Source organism: Geobacillus sp. FSL W8-1251, from assembly GCF_038005945.1.
Taxonomy (GTDB): Bacteria; Bacillota; Bacilli; order Bacillales; family Anoxybacillaceae; genus Geobacillus; species Geobacillus stearothermophilus.
Genome location: NZ_JBBOUF010000001.1, coordinates 2,553,896 through 2,579,942 on the forward strand (window position 1 = coordinate 2,553,896; position 26,047 = coordinate 2,579,942).

Below are 26,047 nucleotides of genomic sequence, written 5' to 3' on the forward strand. Positions count from 1 at the left end.
GTATTGACAGATTTTATTTTTAACAGCAAAATAATTTTGTCGTTTTTTGTCTAAAATTGTCTAAAGGGGGCGAAGCATGATGAGAAAGATCGGGTTAGCATGGCAGATTTTGATCGGTCTTATTCTCGGGATTATCGTCGGAGTCGTTTTCTACGGAAACCCGAACGTGGCAACGTATTTGCAACCGATTGGGGACATTTTTCTCCGTCTCATTAAGATGATCGTGATTCCGATTGTCGTCTCGAGCTTAATTGTCGGCGTCGCCAATGTCGGCGATGTGAAAAAGCTCGGGAAGCTGGGCGGCAAAACAATCCTTTATTTCGAGATTATCACGACGATTGCGATTGTCGTTGGCCTCTTGGCAGCAAACGTGTTCCAACCAGGCGCCGGCGTCAATATAAAATCGCTTGAGAAAACCGATATTCAATCATACATTGATACGACGAATGAAGTGCAGCACCATTCGATGGTCGAGACATTCGTCAATATCGTGCCGAAAAATGTGTTTGAATCCCTCGCGACAGGAAACATGTTGCCGATCATTTTCTTCTCGGTCATGTTCGGATTGGGTGTAGCCGCGATCGGCGAAAAAGGAAAACCGGTGCTTCGCTTTTTCCAAGGAACGGCGGAAGCGATGTTTTACGTGACAAACCAAGTGATGAAGTTTGCGCCGTTCGGCGTCTTTGCCTTGATCGGGGTGACGGTGTCGAAATTTGGCGTCGCTTCACTTCTTCCGCTCAGCAAGCTTGTTGTGCTCGTTTACGCAGTGATGGCCTTTTTCGTGCTCGTTGTGCTCGGCGGCACCGCGAAATTGGTAGGTGTGAATATCTTTCATATTATTAAAATCTTAAAAAATGAGCTCGTGCTTGCCTATAGCACGTCGAGTTCGGAGACGGTGCTCCCGAAAATTATGGAAAAAATGGAGAGGTTCGGTTGTCCGAAGGCTATCACCTCGTTTGTCGTTCCGACCGGCTATTCGTTCAACTTGGATGGGTCGACGTTGTATCAGGCGCTGGCGGCTGTATTTATCGCCCAACTCTATGGCATTGACATGCCGCTGTCGCAACAAATTTCGCTCGTACTCGTCTTGATGGTGACGTCCAAAGGAATCGCCGGCGTCCCGGGCGTTTCGTTCGTCGTGTTGTTGGCGACGCTCGGCACAGTCGGCATTCCGGTCGAAGGATTGGCGTTTATCGCTGGCATTGACCGCATTTTGGATATGGCGCGCACCGTTGTGAATGTTATCGGCAACTCGCTGGCAGCGGTCGTCATTTCGAAATGGGAAGGGCAATATAACGAAGAACAAGGGAAACAATATATTGCCGAACTGCGCCAGCAAAGCGTCTGACCGGGAAAACAGCGGCTGATCGTTCAGCCGCTGTTTCGCTTTATGCGCAAAAACAGTTGCCGGCCCGCAGTGTGTTCGCTATATTTATAGTGGAACATCATTTTGACAAATCTTGATTAAATGAGGGACGCATGTGAAACGTTGGATCATCATTGCGCTTTTGTCGGCGATCTGTTTATGGCTGCTGCCGTACAGCGTGCCGCTCCTGCTGGCGCTTGCCACCGCCCTCTTGTTGGAGCCGCCTATCCGCCGCCTGCAAGACCAGTATCGGCTGAAGCGCGCGCACGCCGTAACGGCGATTTTTTCACTCTTTTTGGTAATCCTTGGGTTTTCGCTTTATTTTTTAGTTGTCATTTTGGTTCAGCAAGTGATGGCGCTCTCGCAAAACCTTCCGTACGTGCTGAGCGAGGCGACAAAAGTGTTTAACCGCCTCATCGAAACGTGGCGGTCGTATTCAAGTTCGATCCCCCAGGAAATCATTGATTCGCTCGAGCGCGGCGTGCGCACGGTGCAACAGATGCTGCTGTCGTTTGCGACGAATTTGACGCAGTCGCTCGTTCATTATATCACCGCCATCCCGGCGTTTTTCATTCACTTTTTAGTCTATTTGGTCGCACTGTTTCTCATTTGCCTCGATTTGCCGCAGCTGAAGCAAGGCATGCGCCGCTATTTGTCCGAACGGACCGAACAGCGGCTCGGGATGGTCATCGCCCAGCTGAGCAAGGCGGGGATCGGCTTTATTAAAGCGCAATTTTTGCTCAGCCTGGTGACGTTTTTTCTCGCGCTGGCCGGGTTGCTCGTGCTCGGCATTGATTACGCTGCCTTGATGGCGCTCGTCATCGTCATCGTCGACATTTTGCCGATTTTGGGGACCGGCTCAGTGCTTGTTCCGTGGGGCATCATCAGCATGGCGAACGGCGACAATACGCTTGGCGTCGGGCTGATTGTGCTGTTTATCGTCATCACTGTCGTGCGGCGGATCATCGAGCCGAAAGTGTTTTCCACCAATTTGGGCATTTCCCCGCTTGCGGCGCTCGTCAGCGTCTACCTCGGCTTCCAGCTGCTTGGCTTTATCGGGCTGTTTGTTGGGCCGGTCGTTGTCATTTTGATCGAGGCGCTTGCCAAGGCCGGGGTAATTAAGTGGACGATCAAGCTGTGAACAGGTTGCCAGCCGTCGTCCTTTTCCTTTTTTATGAATTGGAACATTGAAACGGAACAGGGCATGAAACGGGTGGAGAGCCTGGAGAAAAGCAAAAGACCGCCGGACAGCAAGGCGGTCTTTTACTGTGCAGGCGCCGGTGAACGGCTTCCGTCGATGCGGGGCAAAATTAAAATCTCGACGCGCCGGTTTTTCATCCGGCCGGCGGCGGTCGTGTTCGTGGCGATCGGCTTGTATTCGCCATATCCTTTGGCGCTGAAGTAGCGAGGGTCGAGTTGCTTGTTCTCAAGCAGAACTTTCATGAAATTGACGGCGCGCATGACGCTCAGCTCCCAATTGGAAGCAAATTTCTCATTATGAATCGGCACGTTGTCCGTATGGCCGCTGATCATGATATTGCGCGGCGGGTTCATGACGAGCAAAGCGGAGATCTCCGCCGCAAGACGCCGGTCTTTCATGCGTACTTCAGCGCTGCCGGAGTCGAATAAAACGTCATCCAAAATGGTGATGGCAAGCCCTTCATCCGTCAACGATGTCTGCAATTTCCCTGTCAAGTGTTTTTGATGAATATAGCTGTCAATTTTCACTTGGATTTGTTTCAGCTCTTCTTTTTCTCCTTCGTTTATAGACGAAGAAGGAGTCTGAGACTGTTGCTGCTGATTTTGCTGCCGCCCTTTTTCGTCTTCCGCAGGCGGTGTGATCGGTTCAACGGGGCTTTGAAAATCAAACACCCCTGTCCCACCGGCAAAGGCGGTGCTGAAGGCGCGGGCGATTTCTTGAAACTTTTTTTTGTCGATCTGGCTGCTGGCAAACAGAACGATAAACAAGGCGAGAAGCAGCGTAAGCAAATCGGCGTACGGAATCAACCAAGATTCGTTTATGTGGTCATCGTGTGAGTGCTTTTTTTTCTTAGCCATTGACCGTTTCCCCTTGCGCTTGCGCCAGCGCCTGATGGCGTTCGCTTTCCGGCAAATAGGACGCAAGTTTTTGTTCGATCATGCGCGGGGCTTGTCCTTCCAAAATGGACAGCACCCCTTCAATCATGATGTAGCGCACGCGCGCCTCTTCCTTCGATTTCCGCCGCAGTTTGTTGGCAAACGGATGCCAAAGCACATAGCCGGTGAAAATGCCGAGCATCGTGGCGACAAAAGCGGCGCTGATCGCTTTGCCGAGCTCAGCGATATTTTCCATGTTCCCGAGCGCAGCGATTAAGCCGATGACAGCGCCCAACACCCCAAGCGTCGGCGCATACGTGCCGGCCTGTGTAAAAATGGCGGCGTTCGCCTCGTGCCGCTCTTCCATGGCGGCAATTTCTTCCGTCATCACATCGCGGATGAACTCTTGCGTCTGCCCGTCGATCGCCATGCTGAGCCCGTTGCGCAAAAACGGATCCTCGATGTCATCCAGCTTCGCTTCGAGCGCCAGCAGCCCTTCGCGGCGGGCGACGTTCGCCCAATCGACGAACAGCGGAATCAGTTGTTCGACCGTCGGCGTCGTTGATTCCGTGAAAATGACTTTGAAAAGTTTTGGCACTTTTTTAATTTCCTGCGTCGGAAAGGCGATCACGACCGCCGCGGCTGTGCCGACGAGAATGATCAAAATGGCGGCTGGATTGATCAATACAGCAGGCGAAACGCCTTTAAAGTACATGCCCAACCCGACGGCGATCACGCCAAGGATGAGGCCGATGACTGATGTTTTATCCAAATTGATCCCCCCGCTTTTTTGTGCAAACGATCCATGCTGTTTTGTTTTATGAAGAAACCATATTTATCATATACTGAATAGAGAAGGTTGAAAAGGGAAAAAGGTGTGACTTTGGACATAAAAAAGCCGCCCAGTCCGTCGGTCAATTGGAAAGGGGCAGCTCCGGCGATCGTCATATTTTTTTCAACTTAAACGTGCCGACCATTAAAAACGATAAAATGAGCGCCAAAAACATAAACGATTGCGGCGGAAAGTACGGAATGGCCAAATAGCCCAACGTCATCAACACTCCGGCAGCCGTGATCGGCAGCCCGGCGAAATAGCCGTTGTTCTCCGTAATGTTGAAACGAGCGAGCCGGAAGGCGCCGCAGGCGATATACAAGATGGTGAACACTGCCCCCGGCGCGCCGAATTCGTAAAACAGCGCTTCGTACATTAACAAGGCGGGCGCGACGCCGAAGGAGACGATGTCGCTCATCGAATCGAGCTGCTTGCCAAGTTCGGATTCAATGTTCATCTTGCGCGCCACAGCGCCGTCAAAGCGATCGACAAACGCTGCTAAAAAAACGAGCAGCACGCTCATATGAAGCTGCCCTTTCAGCGTGGTCAAGACGGAAAAGCCGCCAAGCGACAAGTTCGTCATCGTCAAAATGTTCGCCATGTTTGCTTTCAGCTTTTTTAACGTATAATCTAAATAATCCGATAAGAACAACTTTCCCCACTCCTTTTCCAACAGAAAGCGCCAAAAGAAAATTCTACTACCATTATACTCATTTTGGCGGTAATATGGAAGGTAGTAACGATTGGACGTTTCATAAATTGGAGGGAACGTGCTTGCGAAAATGGCTGTACCGTTTGTTGATTGAGCTGACCAACCACTCGCTTTCTTCAAAGCTGCTCGCTTCGTTTGCCAAATCGCGTCTCAGCGGGCTATTGATATCATCGTATGCAAAAATTTATCATATTAACCAAGACGAAATGGAAAAAAGCCTAAAAAATTATAAGACGTTGCAGCAACTGTTTGTCCGCCGGCTGAAGGCTGGGGTGAGGCCGGTCGATGCGGATGAGCATACGGTCGTCAGCCCGGTCGATGCTGTCATTGAAGACATGGGTGTGATACAAGAAAACTGCGAAATGATCGTCAAGGGAAAGCCGTATTCCATTGCGGAAATGCTCGGTAGCGTGGAAGCGGCGAAGCCGTATGTGAACGGGTTCTTTTTTATTCTGTATTTAAGCCCGAGCCATTATCACCGCATCCACAGCCCAATATCTGGAGTGATCGAAAAGCAGTGGGCGATCGGCCGCAAGTCATATCCGGTCAACCGTCTTGGCTTAAAATATGGGCGTCGGCCGCTCGAGAAAAATTACCGCCTCATCACCGAGGTCACAGCCGGCGGCAAGCGCTTGGCGATTGTGAAAATCGGCGCCATGTTCGTCAACAGCATCGAGTTGACCCATACGGGAGAGCAGCTCGTGAAAGGGGAGGAGATGGCGTATTTTTCGTTCGGTTCAACGGTCGTCTTGCTGTTTGAACGCGGAAGTTTCGCCCCTGACCCACGCATCGTTGCGCCGATGCCGGTGAAAGTCGGCGAACGGCTCGGCTATTGGCGCTAGGCGCCGGGATGAAGGCGGCAAACAAAAAAAGCCCGAAGGCCTCCGTTTCACGACGACAGCTTGATTTTATGGGTCAATGAGCGGCGCTGGATTTCCTTTTCGATCAATTCGATGAATTCCGGGCTTAAGTTGAGTTCTTTCGCCTTGAAGTACGACTCGATCAACAGTTCATCCGATAAATGTTTCATCGGCGAAGCCCTCCTTTTGAATGGAATGAAATGATGGGTTTATACATATAATGGTAGGTTACTTTCAATGTACCACGATTTGCAAAATAGAACAACCGTTCTGTTATCCACAGGGGGTGGTGGATAATGTGTGGAAAACTTGTTTATAAAGTAGTGTAGGCATGATCATCACTTTGTGAATGTTGTGGATAACAGTTATCCACAAACTAGGAGGGCGCGGAATTTGTCGAAAACTTTCTGTTCTGCATGTCTGCAGCCGGTCGGCTGCCAAACTTTGTTTTGAAATGAACGGCCAAATTCGCTATCATGGGAAAAGCAAAGACAAAGGCAGGTGAGCGATATGCTTCATTATTTTTTGCCAAGCCAATTTGTGAAGCGCGTCATTGACATTCAGCCGGACGAGCTGAAGAAAAAAGGGGTAAAAGGAATTATCACCGATCTGGACAATACGCTCGTTGAATGGGACCGGCCCAGCGCCACGCCGGAGCTGGTCGCCTGGTTTGAGACGGTCAAGCGGGCGGGCATTAAGGTTGTGATCGTATCGAATAATAATAAACGACGCGTGCAGTCGTTTGCCGAACCGCTTGGCATCCCGTTCATCTTTGAAGCGCGCAAACCGCTGACGCGCGCATTTTTGCAGGCACTGGCCATGATGGGGCTGAGCAAAGAGGAAGTCGTCGTCATCGGCGATCAGCTGCTGACCGATGTGCTTGGGGGCAACCGGCTCGGACTGAACACGATTTTAGTCGTCCCGGTCGCCCAGACGGACGGATTATGGACGCGCGTTAACCGGAAAATGGAACGGAAAATTTTAAACGCTATGCGGAAAAAAGGCATGATTTATTGGGAGGAATGATCGTGGAGCCACAACTGCGTTGCATCGGCTGCGGGGCGGCCATTCAGTTCGAAAACCCGAAAAACGCGGGGTATGCGCCAAAAAGCGTGCTCGAAAAAGATGCGGAAGAGGTGATTTGCCAGCGCTGCTTCCGCCTAAAACATTACAACGAGGTGCAAGATGTGCCGCTTGACGATGATGATTTTTTGAGCATGTTGCACCGCATCGGGGAATCGAAGGCGCTTGTCGTCAACATCGTCGATATTTTTGACTTTAACGGAAGCTTTATTCCAGGATTGCCACGGTTTGCGGCTGACAACCCGATTTTGCTTGTCGGCAACAAGGCGGATTTATTGCCGCGGTCGGTCAAATACCCGAAGCTGCTGCGCTGGATGCGCCGCATGGCGGAAGAGCTGGGGCTCTGTCCGGTTGACGTCTGTCTTGTCAGCGCAGCGAAAGGAATTGGCATGGCGAAGGTGATGGAAGCGATCAATCGCTACCGTGAGGGCGGCGATGTCTACGTCGTCGGCTGCACGAATGTCGGCAAGTCGACGTTCATCAATCGCATCATTGAAGAGGCGACCGGCAAAGGGAATGTGATTACCACTTCATATTTCCCGGGGACGACACTCGATATGATCGAAATTCCGCTTGAGAGTGGAGCGACGTTGTATGATACGCCAGGGATCATCAACCATCACCAAATGGCGCACTTTGTCGATGCGCGCGATTTGAAAATCATTACGCCGAAGCGGGAAATCCATCCGCGCGTTTATCAGCTCAACGAAGGGCAGACGCTCTTTTTCGGCGGTTTGGCCCGTCTCGATTACATCAAAGGCGGGCGCCGTTCGTTCGTCTGCTACATGGCCAATGAGTTGACGGTTCATCGGACAAAGTTGGAAAAAGCCGACTCCCTTTATGCCAATCAGCTTGGCGAGTTGCTGTCGCCGCCAAGCAAGCGCTATGCCGCTGAATTTCCGCCGCTTGTGCCGCGCTCGCTGTCGGTGAAAGAGCGGAAGACGGACATCGTCTTTTCCGGACTCGGCTGGGTGACGTGCAACGACCCGGGAGCTCAGCTTGTCGTCCATGCTCCAAAAGGGGTCGACGTATTTATCCGTCAATCGTTGATTTAATGGAAAGCGGGAGGGGGAGAAACGTGGAAAAGGTATACGGGTTGATTGGGTTTCCCGTCGAGCACTCGCTGTCGCCGCTCATGCATAATGATGCATTCGCCTGTTTGGGCATTCCGGCGCGCTATCATTTGTTTTCCGTCGAGCCGGGGCAAGTCGGGGCGGCGCTTGCTGGTGTTCGTGCGCTCGGCATCGCTGGCGTGAACGTGACGATTCCACATAAAATGGCGGTTATTCCGTTTTTGGACGAAGTGGACGAACATGCGCGCCGCATCGGGGCGGTAAATACAATCGTCAATGACAACGGCCGGCTCGTCGGCTATAATACGGACGGACCTGGCTACGTCAAGGCGCTCGAGGAGGAAATGGACGTCAGTCTCGACGGCAAGCGGATTTTGGTGATCGGCGCTGGCGGCGGGGCGCGCGGCATTTACTTTTCGTTGCTGTCGACGGCAGCCAAGCGCATCGATATGACCAACCGGACGGTGGAAAAGGCGGAGCAGCTCGTGCGCGAAGGGGAGGATGGCCGCTCGGCGTATTTTTCACTCGCCGAGGCGGAAACGCGGCTTGACGAATACGATATTATGATCAATACCACTTCTGTCGGCATGCATCCGCGTGTCGAGGCGCAGCCGCTTTCCCTTGAACGGCTGCAGCCGGGGACGATCGTATCGGATATCATTTACAACCCGCTTGAAACGAAGTGGCTGAAGGAAGCGAAAGCACGCGGCGCTCGTGTGCAAAACGGCGTCGGCATGCTCGTGTACCAGGGAGCGCTAGCGTTTGAAAAATGGACCGGCCAATGGCCGGATGTCAACCGGATGAAACAGCTTGTCATCGAAGCGTTAAGGAGGTAACATATGCTGACGGGAAAACAAAAACGGTTTTTGCGGGCGCAAGCTCATCATATCAAGCCGATTTTCCAAGTCGGCAAAGGCGGCGTCACCGAAGAGATGACGAAACAAATTGCCGCCGCGCTGGAGGCGCGCGAACTGTTGAAAGTGAGCGTGTTGCAAAACTGCGAAGAAGACCGCTACACCGTCGCTGAGCAGCTGGCAGCCGGGACGGGGGCCGAACTTGTGCAAGTGATCGGCAATACGATCGTCTTATACAAAGAGTCGAAAGAACACAAACAAATCGTTTTGCCTGACTGACAAGCGGCGCGGCCAAGATGAAACGGCGGGGGGAAGGAAGATGGGAAAAATCGGGATTCTCGGCGGAACGTTCGATCCGCCCCATTACGGCCATTTGATTATGGCGAATGAAGTGCTTGACGCCCTTGAGTTGTCACAAATTTGGTTTCTGCCCAACCGCCTTCCTCCCCATAAGCAGCACGAACAAGTGACGAAAAGCGAGGATCGGCTCCGCATGCTCGAGTTGGCGGTGGCCGGTCATCCATACTTTCATGTTGAGACGATCGAGCTTGAACGGGAGGGGCCTTCCTATACGTACGATACGGTCCAGCAGCTCGTCGCCATGCATCCGGATGATGAGTTTTATTTCATTATCGGGGCGGATATGGTCGAATATTTGCCGAACTGGCACCGCATTGACGAGCTGATTAAGCTTGTGACGTTTGTCGGGGTGAAGCGCCCCGGTTATTCCATGGAAACGCCATACCCGGTCGTCGAGGTGGAGGTGCCGCAGTTTGCCGTCTCTTCGTCGCTTATCCGCCAGCGGGTGCAAAACGGGCAGACGATCCGTTACCTCGTGCCGGAAGGTGTGAGACTTTATATTGAGGAGAAGGGATTATATGGAGCGAGAACAGGCGTTGCTGATTGTGAAACAACAGTTGACGGAGCAGCGCTACGAGCATACGCTTGGCGTTGTCGAAACGGCCGTTAAGCTAGCCAACCAGTATGGCGCCGACGCGAAAAAAGCGGAATTGGCCGCCATTTTCCATGACTATGCGAAATTCCGCCCGGTTGAAGAAATGAAACAAATCATTTTGGCGCACAATATGCCCAACGACTTGCTTGCGTACAACAGTGAATTGTGGCATGCGCCCGTCGGCGCCTATTTGGTGCAGACGGAAGTCGGCATTGACGATCCAGACGTGCTGGATGCCATTCGCTACCATACATCGGGAAGAGCTGGAATGACGCTGCTTGAAAAAATTATTTATTTGGCTGACTATATCGAACCGGGGAGGAAGTTTCCCGGCGTTGAGGAAGTAAGGCGCCTCGCCGAGGAAGATCTCGATCGCGCGCTGTTGCAGGCGGTGAAAAATACGATTGCGTTTTTGCTTGAGAAGCGCCAGCTCATTTATCCAGATACGATTCATGCGTACAATTCACTCGTGCGTGAAGTGAAGGGGGAAGAAAAACAGTGACGGAACAAGAGGCGTTGCAGCTTATCGTTCGCGCCGCGGATGATAAAAAGGCGGAAAACATTGTCGTGCTCAATATGAAAGGCATTTCGCCCGTTGCCGATTATTTTGTCATTTGCCATGGCAATTCGGACAAACAAGTGCAGGCCATCGCCCGCGAAATTCAAGACCAAGCGGAAGAGCACGGCTTAGCGGTGAAGCGGGTTGAAGGATTCCAGGAGGCGAAATGGGTGCTTGTGGACCTCGGCGACATCGTCGCCCACGTGTTTGCGAAAGACGAGCGCGACTATTACAATCTCGAACGGCTTTGGGGGGACGCCCCGATGGAAGACGTCGCGGCTGTGCTGCAGCCATGACCTATGCTCGTTTCGCCGATTGGTACGATGCGCTCATGGCCGAGGCGCCGTATGATGCGTGGCAATCATTTGTCGAGCGGGTTTTCGCCCGATACGCCAAACGGCCGGGACGGCGGGTTGTCGACATCGGCTGCGGGACGGGAGAGCTTGCCATCCGCCTCGCCAAGGCCGGATGGCAAGTATCCGGCGTGGATCTCTCTGAACATATGCTCGCCGTCGCCCAGGCGAAAGCGGAGGCAGCCGGTGTCAACGTGCCGTTTTTCGAGCAAAACATGGCGGAGCTGGACGGATTTTCCGGCCTTGATGGCGCCTTCATTTTTTGCGATGCGCTCAACTATTTGACAGATGAAGAGGACGTGAGACGGACGTTCGCCGCCGTCTCCCGCGCGCTCGGTCCTGAAGGGCTGCTGCTGTTTGACGTCCACTCGGTTTACAAAATGGACGTCTTGTTCCGCAATGCCGTCTTCGCCGATCAAGGCGACGATCTCAGCTACATTTGGACGTGCCATCCGCTTGACTGGCCGCACAGCGTCGGGCACGAACTGACGTTTTTCGCCCGCCGCGGCGATCTTTACGAGCGCTATGACGAATGGCACGAACAGCGCACGTTTGAGCGCGCTGTCTATGAGCGATGGCTCGATTCCGCTGGCTTTGAGGTGCTCGAGGTGACCGCCGATTTCACCGATGCGCCCCCGACCGAGACGGCGGAACGGTGGTTTTTTGTGGCGAGGAGGCGATGAGGGCGAGATCGACAAAAACGAAGGCGCTGTTGCCAGCGAAGCATTGGAGACATGGTTGAACACTGCGCCAAATAGGATGAAAAGAAGGAAAGAGCCGCATGGCTCTTTTTTTATGCGCATGTGGAAAAGAAGGGGGTGAATGTATGGCCAAACGTTGCGATCGACGCGATTGACGGCTGGGAAATTGAAAAAGATGTGTGAGTTAGAAGGATTATGCACCCGGCTATTAAGCCGGGTGAGGATTGAAACAAATTTGGTCAGGCCAAGCAGGAATTTGCCGCTTGCTGTCGAATTCATGTTCACGAAAATTGTTGCTTCACCTTTTCCACATCTTCTTGAAACTTCTCATGTGTTTTCGCCAGCACTTCTTCGAAGACGCCGTCGAGCCGCTGTTCGAGGACGGCGATTCCTTCCCCGGTGATTCCGCCTTTGACGCACACTTTTTCCTGCAGCGTCGGGAGCGTGTACAAGTTTTGCTTCATCAATTCCGCGAAGCCGATGATCATGTCGGTCACCAGCATCGTCGCCTGTTCTTTCGTGATGGCGGTTTTGGCCGCTGCGGCGTCGATGAAGCGTTGCAGCAAATAGCTGAAAAACGCCGGACCGCAGCTGGAGATGTCGGAAGCGACGCGGGTGATGGCCTCATCGATATACACCGGCGAGGCGATGCGCCGGAGAAGATCATCGATCGTTTGCCAGCAGTCGGCCGAACAGCGTGATCCGATTGTGATGAGTATGCTGCCGGAGAGCGCGCGGTTTGTGATGCTCGGAATGGCGCGCACGACTTGGCAAGGGACGGCTGTTTCAAGCTGTTTTACGCTGATCGGGCTTGTGATCGACACAAGGCAATGCTCCTTTGTCCAGTGCGGGGCCAGCTGCTGCAACAATGGGTGGATGTCGAGCGGTTTGACGCATAAAAAAACGAGACTGGATTGTTTGACGACTTCAGCCGCATCGGCAACCACTGCCATGCCGGGATGCGCGCGTTGTATCGCGAACGCTTTCGCAAGCGTACGGTTCGTGATGACGAGCTGATCCGCTTTCACAGCACCGGAGTCGAGGAACGCTTCGATTAAGATGGTGCCCATATTCCCCGTACCGATGACACCGATGTTCATGTGTTGTCCCCCCTCCCGGTTTTGGTTCACCGGAAATCTCTTTTTTGATATGTATGAGAAAAAGGCTCGGTTTATGACTTGAGATGGAAAGGATGGGATCGTATGTGGGAGCATGTGCAGGAGCTTGGCAAACGGTATGGAAAAGTCGGGATGTTCTTGTTGTTTGCCGCGGCGGCGGGGTTATGGGTGTTTCATCATCCGACGGATGAAAAGGGGCAAGTCGTTTTGCCGGCGGCGGCTGAAACGGATGCCGCCCGGACGGAAGAAAAAAAGAACGAGGCGTCAAAAACCGCTGTGGTGGATGTGAAAGGGGCGGTCGCGAACCCCGGAGTGTATGAGGTGGCGGCGGACGCTCGCGTTCGCGATGCCATCGCCCTAGCTGGCGGATTGACGGATGAGGCGGATGAAACGAAAGTCAATTTGGCAGCAAAAGTGCATGATGAAATGATGATTTACGTGCCGAAAAAAGGCGAGGATGCACCGGCGTCAAATGCCGTCAGCAAGTCTCCAAGCGATGGGGATCGAAACGGGATGCAAGTGGCCATCAATACGGCGACGGAAGAGGAGTTGATGCAGCTTCCCGGCATCGGACCGGCGAAGGCAAACGCGATCATCGCCTATCGTGAAGAACACGGGCCGTTTCGGCGGGTGGAGGATTTGTTGAATGTGACTGGAATTGGTGAAAAAACGCTGGAGAAATTGAAGCCGTATTTGCTTGTTCCGTAAGCGAGGCGGGGGAGGGCAATGCTTCTTAATTTATGGCGGATCAAGGCTGCTGTGGACGTTTTTCGGCGTTGACGGGGGCAAGAGGCAGTGGGTAGACTAAAAGCATGGACACGAGCGGAGGGATGGAAAATGGAACGCATCACATGGGATCAATACTTTATGGCGCAAAGCCATTTGCTTGCGCTGCGCAGCACGTGCACGAGGCTCGCCGTCGGAGCAACGATCGTGCGCGATAAGCGCATCATCGCCGGCGGGTACAACGGGTCGATCGCCGGCGGCGCCCATTGCATTGATGAGGGGTGCTACGTCATTGACGGTCATTGTGTGCGGACGATTCACGCCGAAATGAACGCGATTTTGCAATGCGCCAAGTTCGGCGTCCCGACCGAGGGGGCGGAGATGTATGTCACTCATTTTCCGTGCTTGCATTGCTGCAAGGCGATCATTCAAAGCGGCATCCGCGCGGTCTATTACGCCCAAGACTACAAAAACCACCCGTACGCCTTGGAGCTGTTTGCTCAAGCTGGCGTCCGTCTCGTGCAAGTGCCGCTGAAAATGGATGTGTTCGCCTTGCTTTCCGGCGGCGGGGAATCATGAAAGGACAAGCCGTCTATCCCGCTGCGGCGGCGCTTTTGGCCGTCGCGGCGGCCTCGCCGTCCCCAACCGCCTGTCTTCTCCTCGTTGTGTATCTCCTTCTTCTTTTCATCCGCCGGCCGCACTGTTTCCTTCCTTCTCTCGTTGCCGCTCTCTCCTTTTTTGCCTATTTTCTCATCGTTGACTATCATAACAACACTTCCCTTTCCGGCGGCCGACATTCGCTTTCCGTTCGTTTTTCCGCCGCGCCGGCAATTGACGGTGATCGATTGCAGGCGGCGGTGCAAGCTGGCAAGGAGCGGGTGCAGCTCCGTTACATCATTCGGACGGCTGCGGAAAAAGAGACGCTGCAAGCGCACCTGGTGCCTGGAACGGTATGCCGCGTCACCGGAACGCTTGAGCGCCCGATGCCAGCTGGTAATCCGTATGCGTTTGATTACCGCCTTTATTTGCGCCGCCACCGCATTCATTGGCTCTTTCTCCCTGAGGCGATCGATCTCTCTGCTTGCATGCGCGTCCGTCCCACTATCATCGAACGTCTTGAAGCCATTCGCGAGGCTGGCGTCCGCCGCATTGAAGCCCGGTTTCCGCCGGAAGCGGCTGGCATCGCCGCTGCACTGATTTATGGGGAGCAGCGCACCCTTGATGAGTCGGTCCTTGAAGGGTATCAGCAGCTCGGTCTCATCCATCTGCTAGCCATTTCAGGAGGGCATGTCACGCTGCTGATTGGCGCTGGTTTTGCCGGTGCGATTCGCTTCGTGACGAGGGAAGCCGTGCTGGCAGGGCTGTTGGCGTTTTTGCCTGTGTACGCCGTTCTCGCTGGCGCTTCGCCGTCGGTGCTGCGCGCTTGTGTGACTGGGATGATGGTGTTGGCCGTTCAGTGGAAAAAAGGAAGGATCCATCCGCTGGATGCGTTGAGTTGGACAACGCTTGCCTTGCTCGTCTTTGATCCCTATATGGTTTGGGATGTCGGTTTTCAGCTGTCGTTTCTTGTCACATTTGCTCTTCTTGCCCATGTGTCGGTGCTCGCCTCTGCTCGTTCGATGCTCCAAAACTTGCTTCAGACCGCGCTCGCCGCTCAGCTTGCCGCACTGCCGATTTTGCTTTACCATTTTTATGAAATTTCTGTTTGGAGCATAGGGCTGAATGTCTTCTTCGTCCCTTGGTATTCATTTGTCATTTTGCCACTCGCGTTTCTATCTGCAGTTTTTCCCTTTTCTCCGTTCATTTGGCTGTTTAGCCGTCTCATTGAGCTGACAGACGCGGTTGTCTATTTTTTCGCGGCCGATCACCCGTTTATGCTTGTGCTCGGCCGTCCGGGTCCGTGGTGCTTAGCTGGCTATCTGACGGCCATCACGGCGGCGTTTTTGGATTGGGAACGCGGCCGCCTGATCCGCGGATTGACAGCGGTGGCGGCGGCGACGGCGCTTCAGCTGGCCGCCCCATACGTGGATCCGCACGGGGAAGTGACGGTATTGGATGTTGGGCAGGGGGACTGTATTTATATTGAGCTTCCTTATCGAAAAGCAGTTTATCTCATTGACACGGGCGGGGCGGCAGAATGGGGAAAGGAATCGTGGCGCAGGCGGGCTCACCCGTTTTCCGTCGGCCGCGATGTCGTCGTCCCGTTTTTAAAAGCGCAAGGGGTGCGAACGATCGATAAGCTCATATTGACGCACGATGATGCCGACCATATCGGGTCCGCTCCTGAGGTGTTCGAAGCGGTCAAGGTGAAGGAAATGGTCACAAGCCCGGGGGCGCTGCCGCGCGTCCAAAAGATGGCGCGCCCGTTTTCCGGGCCGGTCCGCACCGCTGTGCGGGGAGAAAGATGGACAGAGGGAGGCGTGCAGTTCATTGTGCTCCACCCAGAAAAAGGCAACAACGAGGACAACAACGGTTCGCTTGTGTTGCTCGCCCGTCTCGGCGGCTTGATATGGCTGTTTGCTGGGGACATCGAAGAAGAGGCGGAACAGGCGCTCATCGATGCTTATCCGACGTTGCGTGCCGATGTATTGAAAGTCGCCCACCACGGCAGCAAAACGTCGACAACAGAGCCGTTTTTGCGGACAATCAAGCCGCGAGCGGCCATCATTTCCGTCGGGCGCTACAATCGCTACGGGCATCCGTCCTCCGAGGTGCTTATGCGGCTTAGGCAACAGCGGGCGATCGTTTGGCGGACGGATGAAAACGGAGCTATTCGCTATGTGTATGGCGAAAACGGTGGAACCTTTCAGGTGATGAAACCATAAGATGTAGTGCACAAAAAAGCGGAACGTTTCAGCCAAAACAAAAAATAAGGATTGCTTATGTAAGCAATCCTTATCGACCGAAAAATTCGATCAACGTTGCGATGATGAACATGGTAGCGAAAAAGCCGAACGACACGATGAATCCGACGGCGGAATCGACGGCGTCATTTCGTTGGCTTTGCACTTCTTTTTCAAATACGTTCATCGTTTTCCCCCTCCTCGTTCAATCATTTTTAGTATAGACGAAAACGTGTGAAAAATCTACCGCTGCTCGCTTCTTTTCCTTCCTTGACAACAGTTGACACAAATACTTTCAAACAGCCGGGAAAACATAAAAATAACCCGCTGGCCAATAAGGTCCTAGGACTTATAGGCTGGCGTTTATATAAAGGGGAACCGGTTTTTTCGGAAGCCGGTTCCCTTGTAAAATGACGAAAAACGGTGTATCTTTTCTAGCAGAGACGTTTGCTAGGGAATGGAGACGGGAACATGCTGGAACGCGTATGGGGAAACATGGAAAAACGGCGTTTTTCTCTTCTTTATTTATTATACGGCAATGAGCCGTTTTTATTAACGGAAACGTATGAGCGGTTGGTGAACGCAGCGCTTGGCCCCGAGGAGCGCGAGTGGAACTTGGCTGTGTACGACTGCGAGGAAACGCCGGTCGAGGCGGCGCTTGAGGAGGCCGAGACGGTGCCGTTTTTCGGCGAGCGGCGCGTCATTTTGGTGAAGAATCCATATTTTTTTACGGCGGAAAAGGACAAAGAGATCGAGCACGATTTGGCTAAGCTGGAGAACTATTTCAGGGCGCCGGCGCCGTTCTCGATCGTCGTCTTTTTGGCGCCGTATGACAAGCTCGATGAGCGGAAAAGAATTACCAAGCTCGCCAAGGAGCAGTGCGAAGTTGTGGCCGCCGCCCCGCTTCAGGAAGCGGAGCTGCGCGCTTGGGTGCGCCGCCGGTTGGAAAGCCAAGGAGCATCGGTGGCCGAGGAAGCCATTGAGCTGCTTTTGCAGCGGGCCGGAACGCGGTTGTCCGCGCTGGCGAACGAAATCGACAAGCTCGCTTTGTTTGCCGGACCGGGTGGAGTGGTGGATGAGGCGGCCGTCGAGCAGCTTGTCGCTCGCACGCCGGAAGAAAACGTCTTTGCGCTTGTCGAACAAGTGGCGAGGCGCGATATCCCGGGAGCATTGCAGACGTTTTACGATTTGCTTGAACATAGTGAGGAGCCGATCAAAATTTTGGCGTTGCTTGCAAGCCATTTCCGCCTGTTGGCGCAAGTGAAATGGCTCGCCCAAACAGGTTATGGGCAGACGCAAATCGCTTCGGCCCTCAACGTGCATCCGTTCCGCGTCAAGCTCGCCCTTGCCCAAGCCGCCCGCTTTTCCGATGCGGAGCTGACGGAAGCGATCACCGAGCTGGCCGCCGCTGATTATGACGTAAAAAGCGGAGCCATGGACCGCCGGTTGGCCGTTGAGCTGTTGTTGATGCGTTGGGGCGCTCGCCCGGGGCGGAAAAGCCAGCGATAAAAAGCATGCGCCGTTGGCTTTTTTGCCGTCTGCTTCGCCTGCATGGCGGCGCCACAAAGAAACACAAAGAAAAAAGTGGGGACAAAAAAACGACCTGGCGCCAGGTCGTTTTTCATTAGGAAGCTTGAATGCTGTTCAATTTTTTCGCTAAGCGCGATTTTTGCCGGCTGGCGGCATTTTTATGGATAAGGCCTTTGCTCGCGGCTTTGTCTAATTTTTTCGACGCGACAATGAACGCTTCTTTCGCTTTTTCCACGTCTTTCAATTCAACGAGCGCTTCAAATTTTTTGATAGCCGTGCGCATGGCCGATTTCATCGAGGCGTTGTGGGCCCGACGTTTTTCGCTCGTTTTCGCGCGTTTGATCGCCGATCTAATGTTCGCCACGTCCGTTCACCTCCGTTATCGTTCCGATTTTTGCTCTGAACAAGAACAAGTGTTATTCTATCAAACGTGTTTTGATTATGCAAGAGTGTTCAAGCAAAAATCCTTTACGAAATATGAATGACGGCGTTTCATTGCGGCGACAATAAAAGAAAACGGCACAAGGAGGAACGACATGAAACAGCAGCCGCTCGATTTGCGCATGTATTCGGTGCGCACCGACTTGGCGATCGAGGCGCATGAAATTGCGGTCGAGGAGCGTTTGCAACAAAAAAAGGAAGGCGCCTCCCCGATTGAGGGGGTCATCATCCGCGACCAAGAGATCGATGGCGTCAAGCTGTCGCACGCACACGTCACAGAACAAGGAGCGGCATCGATCGGCAAAAAGCCGGGCCATTATGTGACGATTGAGGCGCAAGGCATCCGTGAACAAAATACGGAATTGCAGCAAAAAGTGCAGCGTATTTTTTCGGAACAACTGAGCGCCTTTTTACAACGGCTCCGCATTCCCGAGCAAGCGAGCTGCCTAATTGTCGGGCTTGGCAACCAAAACGTCACGCCGGATGCGCTTGGGCCGCTGACGGTGGAAAACGTGCTTGTCACCCGTCATCTGTTTCAATTGCAGCCGGAAAGTGTTGAGGAAGGATTTCGCCCGGTGAGCGCCCTCGCTCCAGGGGTGATGGGAACGACCGGCATTGAGACGAGCGATATTATTGATGGCGTCGTCCGGAAAACGAAGCCGGATTTTGTCATCGTCATCGATGCGCTGGCCGCCCGTTCAATCGAACGGGTCAACGCGACGATCCAAATTTCCGACACCGGCATCCACCCCGGCTCGGGCGTTGGCAATAAGCGGAAAGAACTGAGCTACGAGACGCTCGGCATCCCGGTCATCTCGATCGGCGTCCCGACGGTCGTCGATGCCGTTTCGATCACAAGCGATACGATCGATTTCATTTTAAAGCATTTCGGCCGCGAAATGCGCGAAAGCCAGCGGCCGTCAAGCGCGCTGGCTCCGGCCGGCTGGGCGTTCGGGCGCAAAAAGAAGCTGACGGAGCAAGATATGCCGTCGCCAACCGAACGGTCGACGTTTCTCGGCATGATCGGCACGCTTGGTGATGAAGAAAAGCGGCGTCTGATTTACGAAGTGCTCGCCCCGCTCGGTCATAACTTAATGGTGACGCCAAAAGAGGTCGATTCGTTCATCGGCGATATGGCGAACTTACTGGCCGGCGGCTTGAACGCGGCGCTGCACCGGCAGGTTGACCAAGGTAACGTCGGCTCTTACACCCACTAGACAAAAAACGGTTCTATCTTTCCCGGCTTGGCCATACGTTAAAGTGAGGAGACAAGCCGGGAAAGGGTGGGAATATGAAACGATGGCGCTCCCCCAACGTCGTGATCGCCGTTCCAGGAGCCAGCTTAAAAAAAATGTTTATGCTCATCATCCTTGGATGCATGATGATGTTTATGCTCGTCGGAGCGCTTACGTCGCTGCGGCCCGAATACCGTCCGTCGTCATCATCGCTGAACAATATGGCCGCCCATTTTCCGGAAGAGATGTTCATTCGCCTGTTTGGGCTCGAAAACCGGTATTTTCTCCAAATGCTTCCAAAAGAACGGCAACAGACGAACTATTCATCGCTGTTGTTCCGCTTGGCGACAAGCATCAACCCCGACGATCCGCGCAGCTTGCTCGGCAGCGAGCTGCCGGGCTTTGCCTTGTATGACAGCAAAATTTTAATCGCCGGAGAAGGGACCGACTACACGAACATCCCGTATGAGTCGGCGCCACCGCTGGAAGTGATGTTTGCCGAGCGGCAGGCGTCGGTCGAGGAGCTTGAGCAAGCCGAGCAAACCCAAGACGAAAAAGCGCTCCCTCCCCCGAAGCAAACGACGCAAGGCCGAAAAGTCGTCTATATTTACCATACACATACGCGCGAGTCGTATTTGCCGGCTTTAAAAGGCGTAACCGATCCAAATTTGGCGTTTCATCGGAGCGTGAATGTGACCAAAGTCGGGGAGAAATTGATGGAAGAATTGGAGAAGAGGGGCATCGGCGCGCAAGTGAACAAAACCGACATCGAAGCGGAGCTGTTGAAAAAAGGAATGACATACACACAGGCGTATAACATGTCGCGGCAGACGGTCGTGGCAGCGATGAAGCAAAACCGTGACTTGCAATATTTTATTGACATTCACCGCGATGCGCGTCGCCGGAAGTATACGACCACGACGATCAACGGTGTTGATTACGCGCGCGTGGCGTTTATCGTCGGCGGTGAGAACGCGGAATACGAAAAAAACTTGCAGCTGGCGACCGAGCTGCACCATTTGCTGCAGAAGAAATACCCGGGGTTGAGCCGCGGGGTCATTAAGAAGCAAGGAGCAGGAACAAATGGGAAATTTAACCAAGATTTATCCAGGAACGCCATTTTAGTGGAGTTTGGCGGCGTCGACAATACGTTCGCCGAGCTGTTCCGTTCGGCTACGGCCTTTGCCGATGTGTTCAGCGAGTATTATTGGCAGGCGGAAAAAGTCGAGGCGCCGGCTCCGGCGGAGAAAAAGTAAAAAGGGGCATCGCATATGGCAAGATGGTTCATCCGGTTTAGCGCAGCGCTTTTCCTCTTGTTTTTTGGCGTGCTGCTCGGCATGCAGCAGGCGCACCGCGGCATTGAGAAGATGCGCGGCTATGCGGATTCGTCGCTTCCCGCCGTCATTGATCTCAAGAAAAACGGAAACGGGGAGATTGAGGCAGCCGTGTTCGGGCAGACAGTGGCGGCGGGCGATTTGCAGAAAAAACAAGAAGTGGTTCGGGAACTGAAAACGTTCAACCTCTTTTCTGAACTCGGCCGGCGGCTGGCCGATGGCGCAACCGCGCTTGTGGAAACGTTGCTGTCATTCGCTGGGCGGGCCGTCGACTAAATCGGTCCGCCGCTTTCGGCGCGGCGCCGGCAGACGATTCACCGCCTCGTATGGGCGGCTTTTTTGTTTGTCATTGAATCTTCTCTCCTCTGTTGCTATAATCAAAGCTAGTGTAGTTTTGCGAAAAAGCAGGAGTGAGAGACGATGAACCGGGAAGAACGGTTGAAACGGCAGGAACGGATTCGCAACTTTTCCATTATCGCTCACATTGACCACGGAAAATCGACGCTTGCGGACCGCATTTTGGAAAAAACAGGCGCGCTGTCGGAGCGCGAGTTGCGCGAGCAGACGTTGGACATGATGGATCTTGAGCGCGAGCGCGGCATTACGATCAAATTGAATGCGGTCCAGTTGACATACAAAGCGAAAAATGGCGAGGAGTATATTTTCCATTTGATCGATACGCCGGGCCATGTCGATTTTACGTACGAAGTGTCGCGCAGCTTGGCGGCCTGCGAGGGAGCGATTTTGGTCGTCGATGCGGCGCAAGGCATCGAAGCGCAGACGCTTGCAAATGTGTATTTAGCGATCGATAACAACTTGGAAATTTTGCCTGTTATTAACAAAATTGATTTGCCAAGCGCCGAACCGGAGCGCGTCCGCCAAGAAATCGAGGACGTCATCGGCCTCGATGCGTCTGAAGCCGTGCTCGCTTCAGCGAAAGTCGGCATCGGCATTGAAGAAATCTTGGAACAAATCGTGGAGAAAATTCCCGCTCCGTCGGGCGATCCAGACGCGCCGCTGAAAGCGCTCATTTTCGACTCGCTTTACGACCCGTACCGCGGCGTTGTCGCGTATGTCCGCATTGTCGACGGGACGGTGAAGCCGGGCCAGCGCATTAAAATGATGTCGACCGGCAAAGAATTTGAAGTGACCGAAGTCGGCGTCTTTACGCCGAAACAAAAAATCGTCGACGAGCTCACGGTCGGCGATGTCGGCTATTTGACAGCGTCCATTAAAAATGTCAAAGATACGCGTGTCGGCGATACGATCACCGACGCCGAACGGCCGGCCGCCGAGCCGCTCCCCGGCTACCGGAAGCTCAACCCGATGGTGTTTTGCGGCATGTATCCGATCGATACGGCGCGCTACAATGACTTGCGCGAGGCGCTCGAGAAGCTGCAATTGAACGATGCGGCGCTCCACTTTGAGCCGGAAACGTCGCAGGCGCTTGGGTTCGGCTTCCGCTGTGGGTTTCTCGGCTTGCTGCATATGGAAATCATTCAAGAGCGGATTGAGCGCGAGTTTCATATCGACTTAATTACGACGGCTCCGAGCGTCGTCTACAAAGTTCATTTGACCGATGGCACCGAAGTTTCGGTCGACAATCCGACGAACATGCCGGATCCACAGAAAATCGACCGCATCGAAGAGCCGTATGTGAAGGCGACGATCATGGTGCCGAACGACTACGTCGGGCCGGTCATGGAGCTGTGCCAAGGAAAGCGCGGCACGTTCGTTGATATGCAATATTTGGACGAAAAGCGGGTCATGCTGATTTATGACATTCCACTGTCGGAAATCGTGTACGACTTTTTTGACGCCTTAAAGTCGAACACGAAAGGGTACGCGTCATTCGACTATGAGTTGATCGGCTATCGGCCGTCCAATCTTGTCAAAATGGACATTTTGTTGAATGGCGAAAAAATTGACGCTTTGTCGTTTATCGTCCATCGCGAGGCGGCGTACGAACGCGGCAAAGTGATCGTGGAAAAACTGAAAGACTTAATTCCGCGCCAGCAGTTTGAGGTGCCGGTGCAAGCCGCCATCGGCAACAAAATCATCGCCCGCTCGACGATCAAGGCGCTGCGCAAAAACGTGCTCGCCAAATGTTACGGCGGCGACGTGTCACGGAAGCGGAAGCTGCTCGAGAAGCAAAAGGAAGGAAAAAAACGGATGAAACAAATCGGCTCGGTCGAAGTGCCGCAAGAAGCGTTTATGGCTGTCTTGAAAATCGACGACCAGAAAAAATGACGGGCAAGGCTGTCTCCTTCGGGGATGGCCTTGTTTGTTTATCGCCATGCGACGCTGACGGGAAGATGAGGGACGGCAGTCCGGCTGCAGCCGAAGGGAGGATGACGATGGCAACATCAGCATATTTTCACATTCCGTTTTGCGCCCATATTTGCCATTATTGCGATTTTAACAAAGTGTTTGCTGCCGGTCAGCCGATTGACGACTATTTGCGGGCGATGGACAAGGAAATGGCGCGGACGGCGGCCGAGTTCGGCAACCGTCTTGAGACGCTGTTTATCGGCGGCGGCACGCCGACGGTGCTGGAGCCGGCGCAGCTTGGGCGCTTGCTTGAGAGCATTCACCGCCATTTTCAGTTTGATCCGCAAACGGCTGAATTTACGGTTGAGGCGAACCCAGATGGGCTGACGAAAGAAAAACTCGCCGTTCTCCGCGAAGCCGGGGTCAATCGGTTGAGCCTTGGGGTGCAGACGTTTGATGACCGGCTTCTGCAAGCGATCGGCCGCACGCACCGGCGCGGGGATATCGTGCAGGCGGTAGAGCGGGCGAGGGAGGCCGGGTTTGTCAACATCAGCCTCGATCTGATGTACGGGCTTCCCGGGCAGACGATTGAGCAGTTTCTCGCCGATTTGGACGCCGCGTTTTCGCTTCACGTTCCGCACCTCTCCGCCTATTCGCTTATCCTTGAGCCGAAAACGATCTTTTACAACGAGTGGCGCAAGGGCCGACTCCATCTCCCGGGAGAAGAGGCGGAAGCGGCCATGTACGAAGCGGCGATGGAGCGAACCGAAGCGTGCGGCTACCAACAGTATGAAATCAGCAATTACGCGTTTCCGGGGTTTGAAAGCCGTCACAACCTCACTTATTGGAACAACGAAGAGTATTACGGCATCGGCGCCGGGGCGCACAGCTATATCGGCGGGGTGCGGCGCGCCAATATCGGTCCGGTCCGCCATTACATCGCCAAGGTGGACAACGGCGAATGGCCGCACCGCGATGTGCACCGGTTGACGCTTCAAGAGCAAATGGAAGAGGAAATGTTTTTAGGGTTGCGCAAAACGGAAGGAGTGTCGAAAGCTCGCTTCCGGCAAAAGTTTGGCCGCGATATGCACGATATCTTCGGCAAGGCGATCCGCGCCGAAGTGGAAAACGGGCGCTTGGAAGAAACGGAGACCCACGTCCGCTTGACAAAGCGCGGCAAGCTGCTCGGCAACGAAGTGTTCGCCGCCTTTCTCGGCGAAATGTAAAGATTGACATTTGCCGGGCGATTTGTTACCCTAGTAATAGATTTAGCACTCGAATTGATCGAGTGCTAATAGAGGTGAGAAACGTGTTAACGGACCGCCAACTGCTGATTTTGCAGGTGATTATCGACGATTTCATTCGTTCCGGGCAGCCGGTCGGTTCGCGGACGTTATCGAAAAAGCACCAAATTGCGTTCAGTTCAGCGACGATTCGCAATGAAATGGCGGATTTGGAAGAGCTCGGCTACATTGAAAAAACGCACATTTCCTCTGGCCGCGTGCCGTCGGAAAAAGGGTATCGGTACTACGTCGACCATCTGCTGCCGCCGCAGCGGCTGACAAGAGCCGATATTCAGAAAATCCGCTCCGTGTTTGCCGAACGCATCTATGAGCTCGAGAAGCTGATGCAAAAGTCGGCGCAAATTTTATCCGACTTGACGAACTACACGTCGATCGCCCTCGGTCCGGCGTTTAAAGAAAGCAAACTGAAGCGAATGCAAATCGTTCCGCTCAACGAGCAGACGGCTGTGGCCATCGTTGTGACCGATACCGGCCATGTCGAAAACCGGGTCGTGACGATTCCGCCATCGGTCAACGCCGGCGACCTTGAAAAGATGGTCAACATTTTGAACGGGCGGCTCAGCGGCGTTCCGCTCATCGATTTAAAAGAAAAAATCAAGACGGAAGTGGCCGATGTGCTGCGCCGGCACATCCGCAATTATGACAGCCTGCTCAATATGCTGATCGACACGCTCGATCTTCCTGAAGAGGAGAAAATGTTTTTCGCCGGCACAGCCAACATGCTCAATCAGCCGGAATTCAGCGACATTGAAAAAGTGCGCCCGCTTCTGAACATCATTGAGCAGGAAAAAGACATTTACCGTCTGCTTCGCAAGCAAAGCCAAAAAGGGGTGCAGGTGTCGATCGGCCGGGAAAACGAATTGCACGGCATGGAAAACTGCAGCCTCATTACGGCGACATACTCGGTCGGCGAGGAGCCGCTCGGAACGATCGCGATTCTCGGGCCGACGCGCATGGAGTATTCGCGCGTCATCACGGTGTTGAACCGCGTCGCTTCCGATTTGTCGGCCGCGCTGACGAAATGGTATCAAAATCAGTAACAATGGCCATATTGGTTAACGGATGGATTCGCCAATCCATCCGTTCCTTGTGGCCATTGATACATAGAATGACGAGCCCGAAGGGGAGGTGAAGGCAATGGAACAAGGGGACAAACGTGCTGGTCAAGCTACATACAACGAGCCGGAGATGGAACAGCCGGCATCGGCGGAAGAGGCAGGCGTGCCACCGGAAGGCGAAAGGGACGACGCTAGGCAAAACGATGCCGCCGGGCAAGGCGATGGGAAGCCGGCGGAGGCTTCAGCGGGGGCCGAACCTGCCGGGGAGGAGCGCGCCGAGACAGAGGAGCTGGCTGCCGCCAAAGCGCAAGTAGCGGAGCTGGAAGCGAAGCTGGCTGAGATGGAACACCGCTATCTCCGTCTGTATGCCGATTTTGAAAACTTCCGCCGCCGGACGCGCCAAGAGCTGGAAGCGGCTGAAAAATACCGCGCCCAAAGTTTGGCGAGCGATTTGCTTCCGGTGCTCGACAACTTTGAGCGCGCGTTGAAAATAGAGACGGAAAACGAGCAGGCAAAATCGATTTTGCAAGGAATGGAGATGGTGTATCGCTCGCTTTTGGACGCCTTGAAAAAAGAAGGCGTCGAGGCGATTGAGGCGGTCGGAAAACCGTTTGACCCCCATCTGCATCAGGCGGTCATGCAGACGGACGAAGATGGCTATGAGCCGAATACAGTCGTCGAAGAGCTGCAAAAAGGCTACAAGCTGAAAGACCGCATTCTCCGTCCTGCGATGGTCAAAGTCAGCCAATAACGGAAATGGAGG

29 protein-coding genes are annotated in these 26,047 nt (G+C 53.7%); 22 read left to right on the forward strand and 7 right to left on the reverse strand.

Annotated features, from left to right (window positions below; translation table 11 throughout):
* Positions 1-79 precede the first annotated feature (79 nt).
* Positions 80-1,348 (forward strand): cation:dicarboxylate symporter family transporter, encoded by a 1,269-nt coding sequence (locus tag NSS88_RS13400; RefSeq protein ID WP_049626615.1) that lies wholly within the window; start codon positions 80-82, stop codon positions 1,346-1,348.
* 133 nt (positions 1,349-1,481) lie between these two features.
* Positions 1,482-2,507: a sporulation integral membrane protein YtvI gene (gene ytvI / locus NSS88_RS13405; RefSeq protein WP_055357963.1), complete on the forward strand. Its 1,026-nt coding sequence runs from the start codon at positions 1,482-1,484 to the stop codon at positions 2,505-2,507.
* Between the two features lie 122 nt (positions 2,508-2,629).
* On the opposite strand, the gene motB is transcribed toward ytvI, so the two are convergent.
* From motB to pssA, 3 genes are all read right to left on the reverse strand, one after another.
* A complete protein-coding gene (gene motB, locus NSS88_RS13410) occupies positions 2,630-3,424 on the reverse strand; it encodes a flagellar motor protein MotB (protein ID WP_033014740.1) in 795 nt (264 codons plus the stop codon).
* Positions 3,417-4,214, reverse strand: a complete 798-nt coding sequence (gene motA / locus NSS88_RS13415; RefSeq protein WP_033014738.1) for a flagellar motor stator protein MotA — start codon at positions 4,212-4,214, stop codon at positions 3,417-3,419. Before motA ends, motB begins: the two co-directional genes overlap by 8 nt.
* A 172-nt stretch (positions 4,215-4,386) precedes the next feature.
* A complete protein-coding gene (pssA, locus tag NSS88_RS13420; RefSeq protein WP_049624293.1) occupies positions 4,387-4,926 on the reverse strand; it encodes a CDP-diacylglycerol--serine O-phosphatidyltransferase in 540 nt (179 codons plus the stop codon).
* Between the two features lie 122 nt (positions 4,927-5,048).
* On the opposite strand from pssA, the gene NSS88_RS13425 reads away from it, so the two are divergent.
* Positions 5,049-5,828, forward strand: coding sequence for a phosphatidylserine decarboxylase (locus NSS88_RS13425; RefSeq protein WP_033014734.1), 780 nt, complete (start codon positions 5,049-5,051; stop codon positions 5,826-5,828).
* Positions 5,829-5,875: 47 nt separating this feature from the next.
* Here NSS88_RS13425 and NSS88_RS13430 read toward each other — a convergent pair whose 3' ends face one another.
* Positions 5,876-6,016 (reverse strand): sporulation histidine kinase inhibitor Sda, encoded by a 141-nt coding sequence (locus NSS88_RS13430; protein ID WP_008879941.1) that lies wholly within the window; start codon positions 6,014-6,016, stop codon positions 5,876-5,878.
* 340 nt (positions 6,017-6,356) lie between these two features.
* On the opposite strand from NSS88_RS13430, the gene NSS88_RS13435 reads away from it, so the two are divergent.
* The 8 genes from NSS88_RS13435 to NSS88_RS13470 are packed head-to-tail and all read left to right on the forward strand — an operon-like array spanning position 6,357 to position 11,406.
* Positions 6,357-6,872, forward strand: coding sequence for a YqeG family HAD IIIA-type phosphatase (locus tag NSS88_RS13435; RefSeq protein WP_055357964.1), 516 nt, complete (start codon positions 6,357-6,359; stop codon positions 6,870-6,872).
* A gap of 2 nt (positions 6,873-6,874) precedes the next feature.
* Entirely contained in the window at positions 6,875-7,984 is a 1,110-nt protein-coding gene (gene yqeH, locus NSS88_RS13440) for a ribosome biogenesis GTPase YqeH (RefSeq protein ID WP_033014730.1), read from the forward strand.
* 23 nt (positions 7,985-8,007) lie between these two features.
* On the forward strand, positions 8,008-8,838 hold the full coding sequence (gene aroE, locus NSS88_RS13445) for a shikimate dehydrogenase (RefSeq protein WP_049624294.1): 831 nt from the start codon (positions 8,008-8,010) through the stop codon (positions 8,836-8,838).
* A gap of 3 nt (positions 8,839-8,841) precedes the next feature.
* Complete coding sequence (yhbY, locus tag NSS88_RS13450) at positions 8,842-9,135, forward strand: ribosome assembly RNA-binding protein YhbY (RefSeq protein ID WP_033014727.1); 294 nt, start codon at positions 8,842-8,844, stop codon at positions 9,133-9,135.
* A 40-nt stretch (positions 9,136-9,175) separates the two neighbouring features.
* Positions 9,176-9,826: a nicotinate-nucleotide adenylyltransferase gene (locus NSS88_RS13455; protein WP_033014726.1), complete on the forward strand. Its 651-nt coding sequence runs from the start codon at positions 9,176-9,178 to the stop codon at positions 9,824-9,826.
* A complete protein-coding gene (gene yqeK, locus NSS88_RS13460) occupies positions 9,735-10,313 on the forward strand; it encodes a bis(5'-nucleosyl)-tetraphosphatase (symmetrical) YqeK (protein WP_033014725.1) in 579 nt (192 codons plus the stop codon). Before NSS88_RS13455 ends, yqeK begins: the two co-directional genes overlap by 92 nt.
* Positions 10,310-10,666 (forward strand): ribosome silencing factor, encoded by a 357-nt coding sequence (rsfS, locus tag NSS88_RS13465; protein ID WP_033014722.1) that lies wholly within the window; start codon positions 10,310-10,312, stop codon positions 10,664-10,666. The genes yqeK and rsfS overlap by 4 nt, the downstream gene beginning before the upstream one ends.
* Positions 10,663-11,406: a class I SAM-dependent DNA methyltransferase gene (locus NSS88_RS13470; RefSeq protein WP_055357965.1), complete on the forward strand. Its 744-nt coding sequence runs from the start codon at positions 10,663-10,665 to the stop codon at positions 11,404-11,406. Before rsfS ends, NSS88_RS13470 begins: the two co-directional genes overlap by 4 nt.
* 299 nt (positions 11,407-11,705) lie before the next feature.
* Here the strand turns inward: NSS88_RS13470 and comER are convergent, their stop codons facing one another.
* A complete protein-coding gene (gene comER, locus NSS88_RS13475) occupies positions 11,706-12,524 on the reverse strand; it encodes a late competence protein ComER (RefSeq protein ID WP_049625188.1) in 819 nt (272 codons plus the stop codon).
* A gap of 102 nt (positions 12,525-12,626) precedes the next feature.
* On the opposite strand from comER, the gene NSS88_RS13480 reads away from it, so the two are divergent.
* The 3 genes from NSS88_RS13480 to NSS88_RS13490 all read left to right on the forward strand — a co-directional run bounded on the left by NSS88_RS13480 (position 12,627) and on the right by NSS88_RS13490 (position 16,093).
* Positions 12,627-13,250: a helix-hairpin-helix domain-containing protein gene (locus NSS88_RS13480; protein ID WP_033014716.1), complete on the forward strand. Its 624-nt coding sequence runs from the start codon at positions 12,627-12,629 to the stop codon at positions 13,248-13,250.
* A gap of 129 nt (positions 13,251-13,379) precedes the next feature.
* A complete protein-coding gene (locus NSS88_RS13485; RefSeq protein ID WP_033009609.1) occupies positions 13,380-13,847 on the forward strand; it encodes a ComE operon protein 2 in 468 nt (155 codons plus the stop codon).
* Positions 13,844-16,093: a DNA internalization-related competence protein ComEC/Rec2 gene (locus NSS88_RS13490; protein ID WP_341085026.1), complete on the forward strand. Its 2,250-nt coding sequence runs from the start codon at positions 13,844-13,846 to the stop codon at positions 16,091-16,093. Before NSS88_RS13485 ends, NSS88_RS13490 begins: the two co-directional genes overlap by 4 nt.
* Before the next feature lie 70 nt (positions 16,094-16,163).
* Here the strand turns inward: NSS88_RS13490 and NSS88_RS13495 are convergent, their stop codons facing one another.
* Entirely contained in the window at positions 16,164-16,298 is a 135-nt protein-coding gene (locus NSS88_RS13495) for a YqzM family protein (protein ID WP_011231993.1), read from the reverse strand.
* A 284-nt stretch (positions 16,299-16,582) separates the two neighbouring features.
* Between NSS88_RS13495 and holA the strand changes: the two genes are divergently transcribed.
* Entirely contained in the window at positions 16,583-17,620 is a 1,038-nt protein-coding gene (gene holA, locus NSS88_RS13500) for a DNA polymerase III subunit delta (protein ID WP_049624506.1), read from the forward strand.
* 115 nt (positions 17,621-17,735) lie between these two features.
* On the opposite strand, the gene rpsT is transcribed toward holA, so the two are convergent.
* Positions 17,736-18,005 (reverse strand): 30S ribosomal protein S20, encoded by a 270-nt coding sequence (rpsT, locus tag NSS88_RS13505; protein WP_033014711.1) that lies wholly within the window; start codon positions 18,003-18,005, stop codon positions 17,736-17,738.
* Between the two features lie 172 nt (positions 18,006-18,177).
* Here rpsT and gpr point away from each other — a divergent pair, with 172 nt between their 5' ends.
* The 7 genes from gpr to grpE all read left to right on the forward strand — a co-directional run bounded on the left by gpr (position 18,178) and on the right by grpE (position 26,035).
* Positions 18,178-19,299, forward strand: coding sequence for a GPR endopeptidase (gene gpr, locus NSS88_RS13510; protein ID WP_033014710.1), 1,122 nt, complete (start codon positions 18,178-18,180; stop codon positions 19,297-19,299).
* A 74-nt stretch (positions 19,300-19,373) separates the two neighbouring features.
* Positions 19,374-20,573, forward strand: coding sequence for a stage II sporulation protein P (gene spoIIP, locus NSS88_RS13515; protein WP_049624505.1), 1,200 nt, complete (start codon positions 19,374-19,376; stop codon positions 20,571-20,573).
* Between the two features lie 15 nt (positions 20,574-20,588).
* On the forward strand, positions 20,589-20,927 hold the full coding sequence (locus NSS88_RS13520; protein WP_341085031.1) for a DUF3679 domain-containing protein: 339 nt from the start codon (positions 20,589-20,591) through the stop codon (positions 20,925-20,927).
* 144 nt (positions 20,928-21,071) lie between these two features.
* Positions 21,072-22,901, forward strand: a complete 1,830-nt coding sequence (gene lepA / locus NSS88_RS13525; RefSeq protein WP_033009627.1) for a translation elongation factor 4 — start codon at positions 21,072-21,074, stop codon at positions 22,899-22,901.
* Positions 22,902-23,008: 107 nt separating this feature from the next.
* Complete coding sequence (gene hemW / locus NSS88_RS13530) at positions 23,009-24,148, forward strand: radical SAM family heme chaperone HemW (RefSeq protein ID WP_341085035.1); 1,140 nt, start codon at positions 23,009-23,011, stop codon at positions 24,146-24,148.
* Between the two features lie 83 nt (positions 24,149-24,231).
* Complete coding sequence (gene hrcA / locus NSS88_RS13535; RefSeq protein ID WP_047818719.1) at positions 24,232-25,266, forward strand: heat-inducible transcriptional repressor HrcA; 1,035 nt, start codon at positions 24,232-24,234, stop codon at positions 25,264-25,266.
* Positions 25,267-25,363: 97 nt separating this feature from the next.
* Positions 25,364-26,035 carry a nucleotide exchange factor GrpE gene (gene grpE, locus NSS88_RS13540; RefSeq protein WP_033014705.1) on the forward strand — a complete coding sequence of 224 codons (672 nt, stop codon included), beginning with the start codon at positions 25,364-25,366 and terminating at the stop codon, positions 26,033-26,035.
* Positions 26,036-26,047 lie beyond the last annotated feature (12 nt).

Excerpts from the sequence above, each read along its gene's own strand:
- NSS88_RS13455 (WP_033014726.1), top strand. The coding sequence starts at position 9,176 with ATGGGAAAAATCGGGATTCTCGGCGGAACGTTCGATCCGCCCCATTAC.
- NSS88_RS13520 (WP_341085031.1), top strand. The coding sequence starts at position 20,589 with ATGGCAAGATGGTTCATCCGGTTTAGCGCAGCGCTTTTCCTCTTGTTT.
- NSS88_RS13490 (WP_341085026.1), top strand. The coding sequence starts at position 13,844 with ATGAAAGGACAAGCCGTCTATCCCGCTGCGGCGGCGCTTTTGGCCGTC.
- motB (WP_033014740.1), bottom strand. The coding sequence starts at position 3,424 with ATGGCTAAGAAAAAAAAGCACTCACACGATGACCACATAAACGAATCT.
- NSS88_RS13470 (WP_055357965.1), top strand. The coding sequence starts at position 10,663 with ATGACCTATGCTCGTTTCGCCGATTGGTACGATGCGCTCATGGCCGAG.
- yhbY (WP_033014727.1), top strand. The coding sequence starts at position 8,842 with ATGCTGACGGGAAAACAAAAACGGTTTTTGCGGGCGCAAGCTCATCAT.
- gpr (WP_033014710.1), top strand. The coding sequence starts at position 18,178 with ATGAAACAGCAGCCGCTCGATTTGCGCATGTATTCGGTGCGCACCGAC.
- NSS88_RS13480 (WP_033014716.1), top strand. The coding sequence starts at position 12,627 with ATGTGGGAGCATGTGCAGGAGCTTGGCAAACGGTATGGAAAAGTCGGG.
- holA (WP_049624506.1), top strand. The coding sequence starts at position 16,583 with ATGCTGGAACGCGTATGGGGAAACATGGAAAAACGGCGTTTTTCTCTT.
- lepA (WP_033009627.1), top strand. The coding sequence starts at position 21,072 with ATGAACCGGGAAGAACGGTTGAAACGGCAGGAACGGATTCGCAACTTT.
- NSS88_RS13435 (WP_055357964.1), top strand. The coding sequence starts at position 6,357 with ATGCTTCATTATTTTTTGCCAAGCCAATTTGTGAAGCGCGTCATTGAC.
- yqeK (WP_033014725.1), top strand. The coding sequence starts at position 9,735 with ATGGAGCGAGAACAGGCGTTGCTGATTGTGAAACAACAGTTGACGGAG.
- NSS88_RS13400 (WP_049626615.1), top strand. The coding sequence starts at position 80 with ATGAGAAAGATCGGGTTAGCATGGCAGATTTTGATCGGTCTTATTCTC.
- spoIIP (WP_049624505.1), top strand. The coding sequence starts at position 19,374 with ATGAAACGATGGCGCTCCCCCAACGTCGTGATCGCCGTTCCAGGAGCC.
- NSS88_RS13430 (WP_008879941.1), bottom strand. The coding sequence starts at position 6,016 with ATGAAACATTTATCGGATGAACTGTTGATCGAGTCGTACTTCAAGGCG.
- comER (WP_049625188.1), bottom strand. The coding sequence starts at position 12,524 with ATGAACATCGGTGTCATCGGTACGGGGAATATGGGCACCATCTTAATC.
- hemW (WP_341085035.1), top strand. The coding sequence starts at position 23,009 with ATGGCAACATCAGCATATTTTCACATTCCGTTTTGCGCCCATATTTGC.
- NSS88_RS13495 (WP_011231993.1), bottom strand. The coding sequence starts at position 16,298 with ATGAACGTATTTGAAAAAGAAGTGCAAAGCCAACGAAATGACGCCGTC.
- NSS88_RS13485 (WP_033009609.1), top strand. The coding sequence starts at position 13,380 with ATGGAACGCATCACATGGGATCAATACTTTATGGCGCAAAGCCATTTG.
- grpE (WP_033014705.1), top strand. The coding sequence starts at position 25,364 with ATGGAACAAGGGGACAAACGTGCTGGTCAAGCTACATACAACGAGCCG.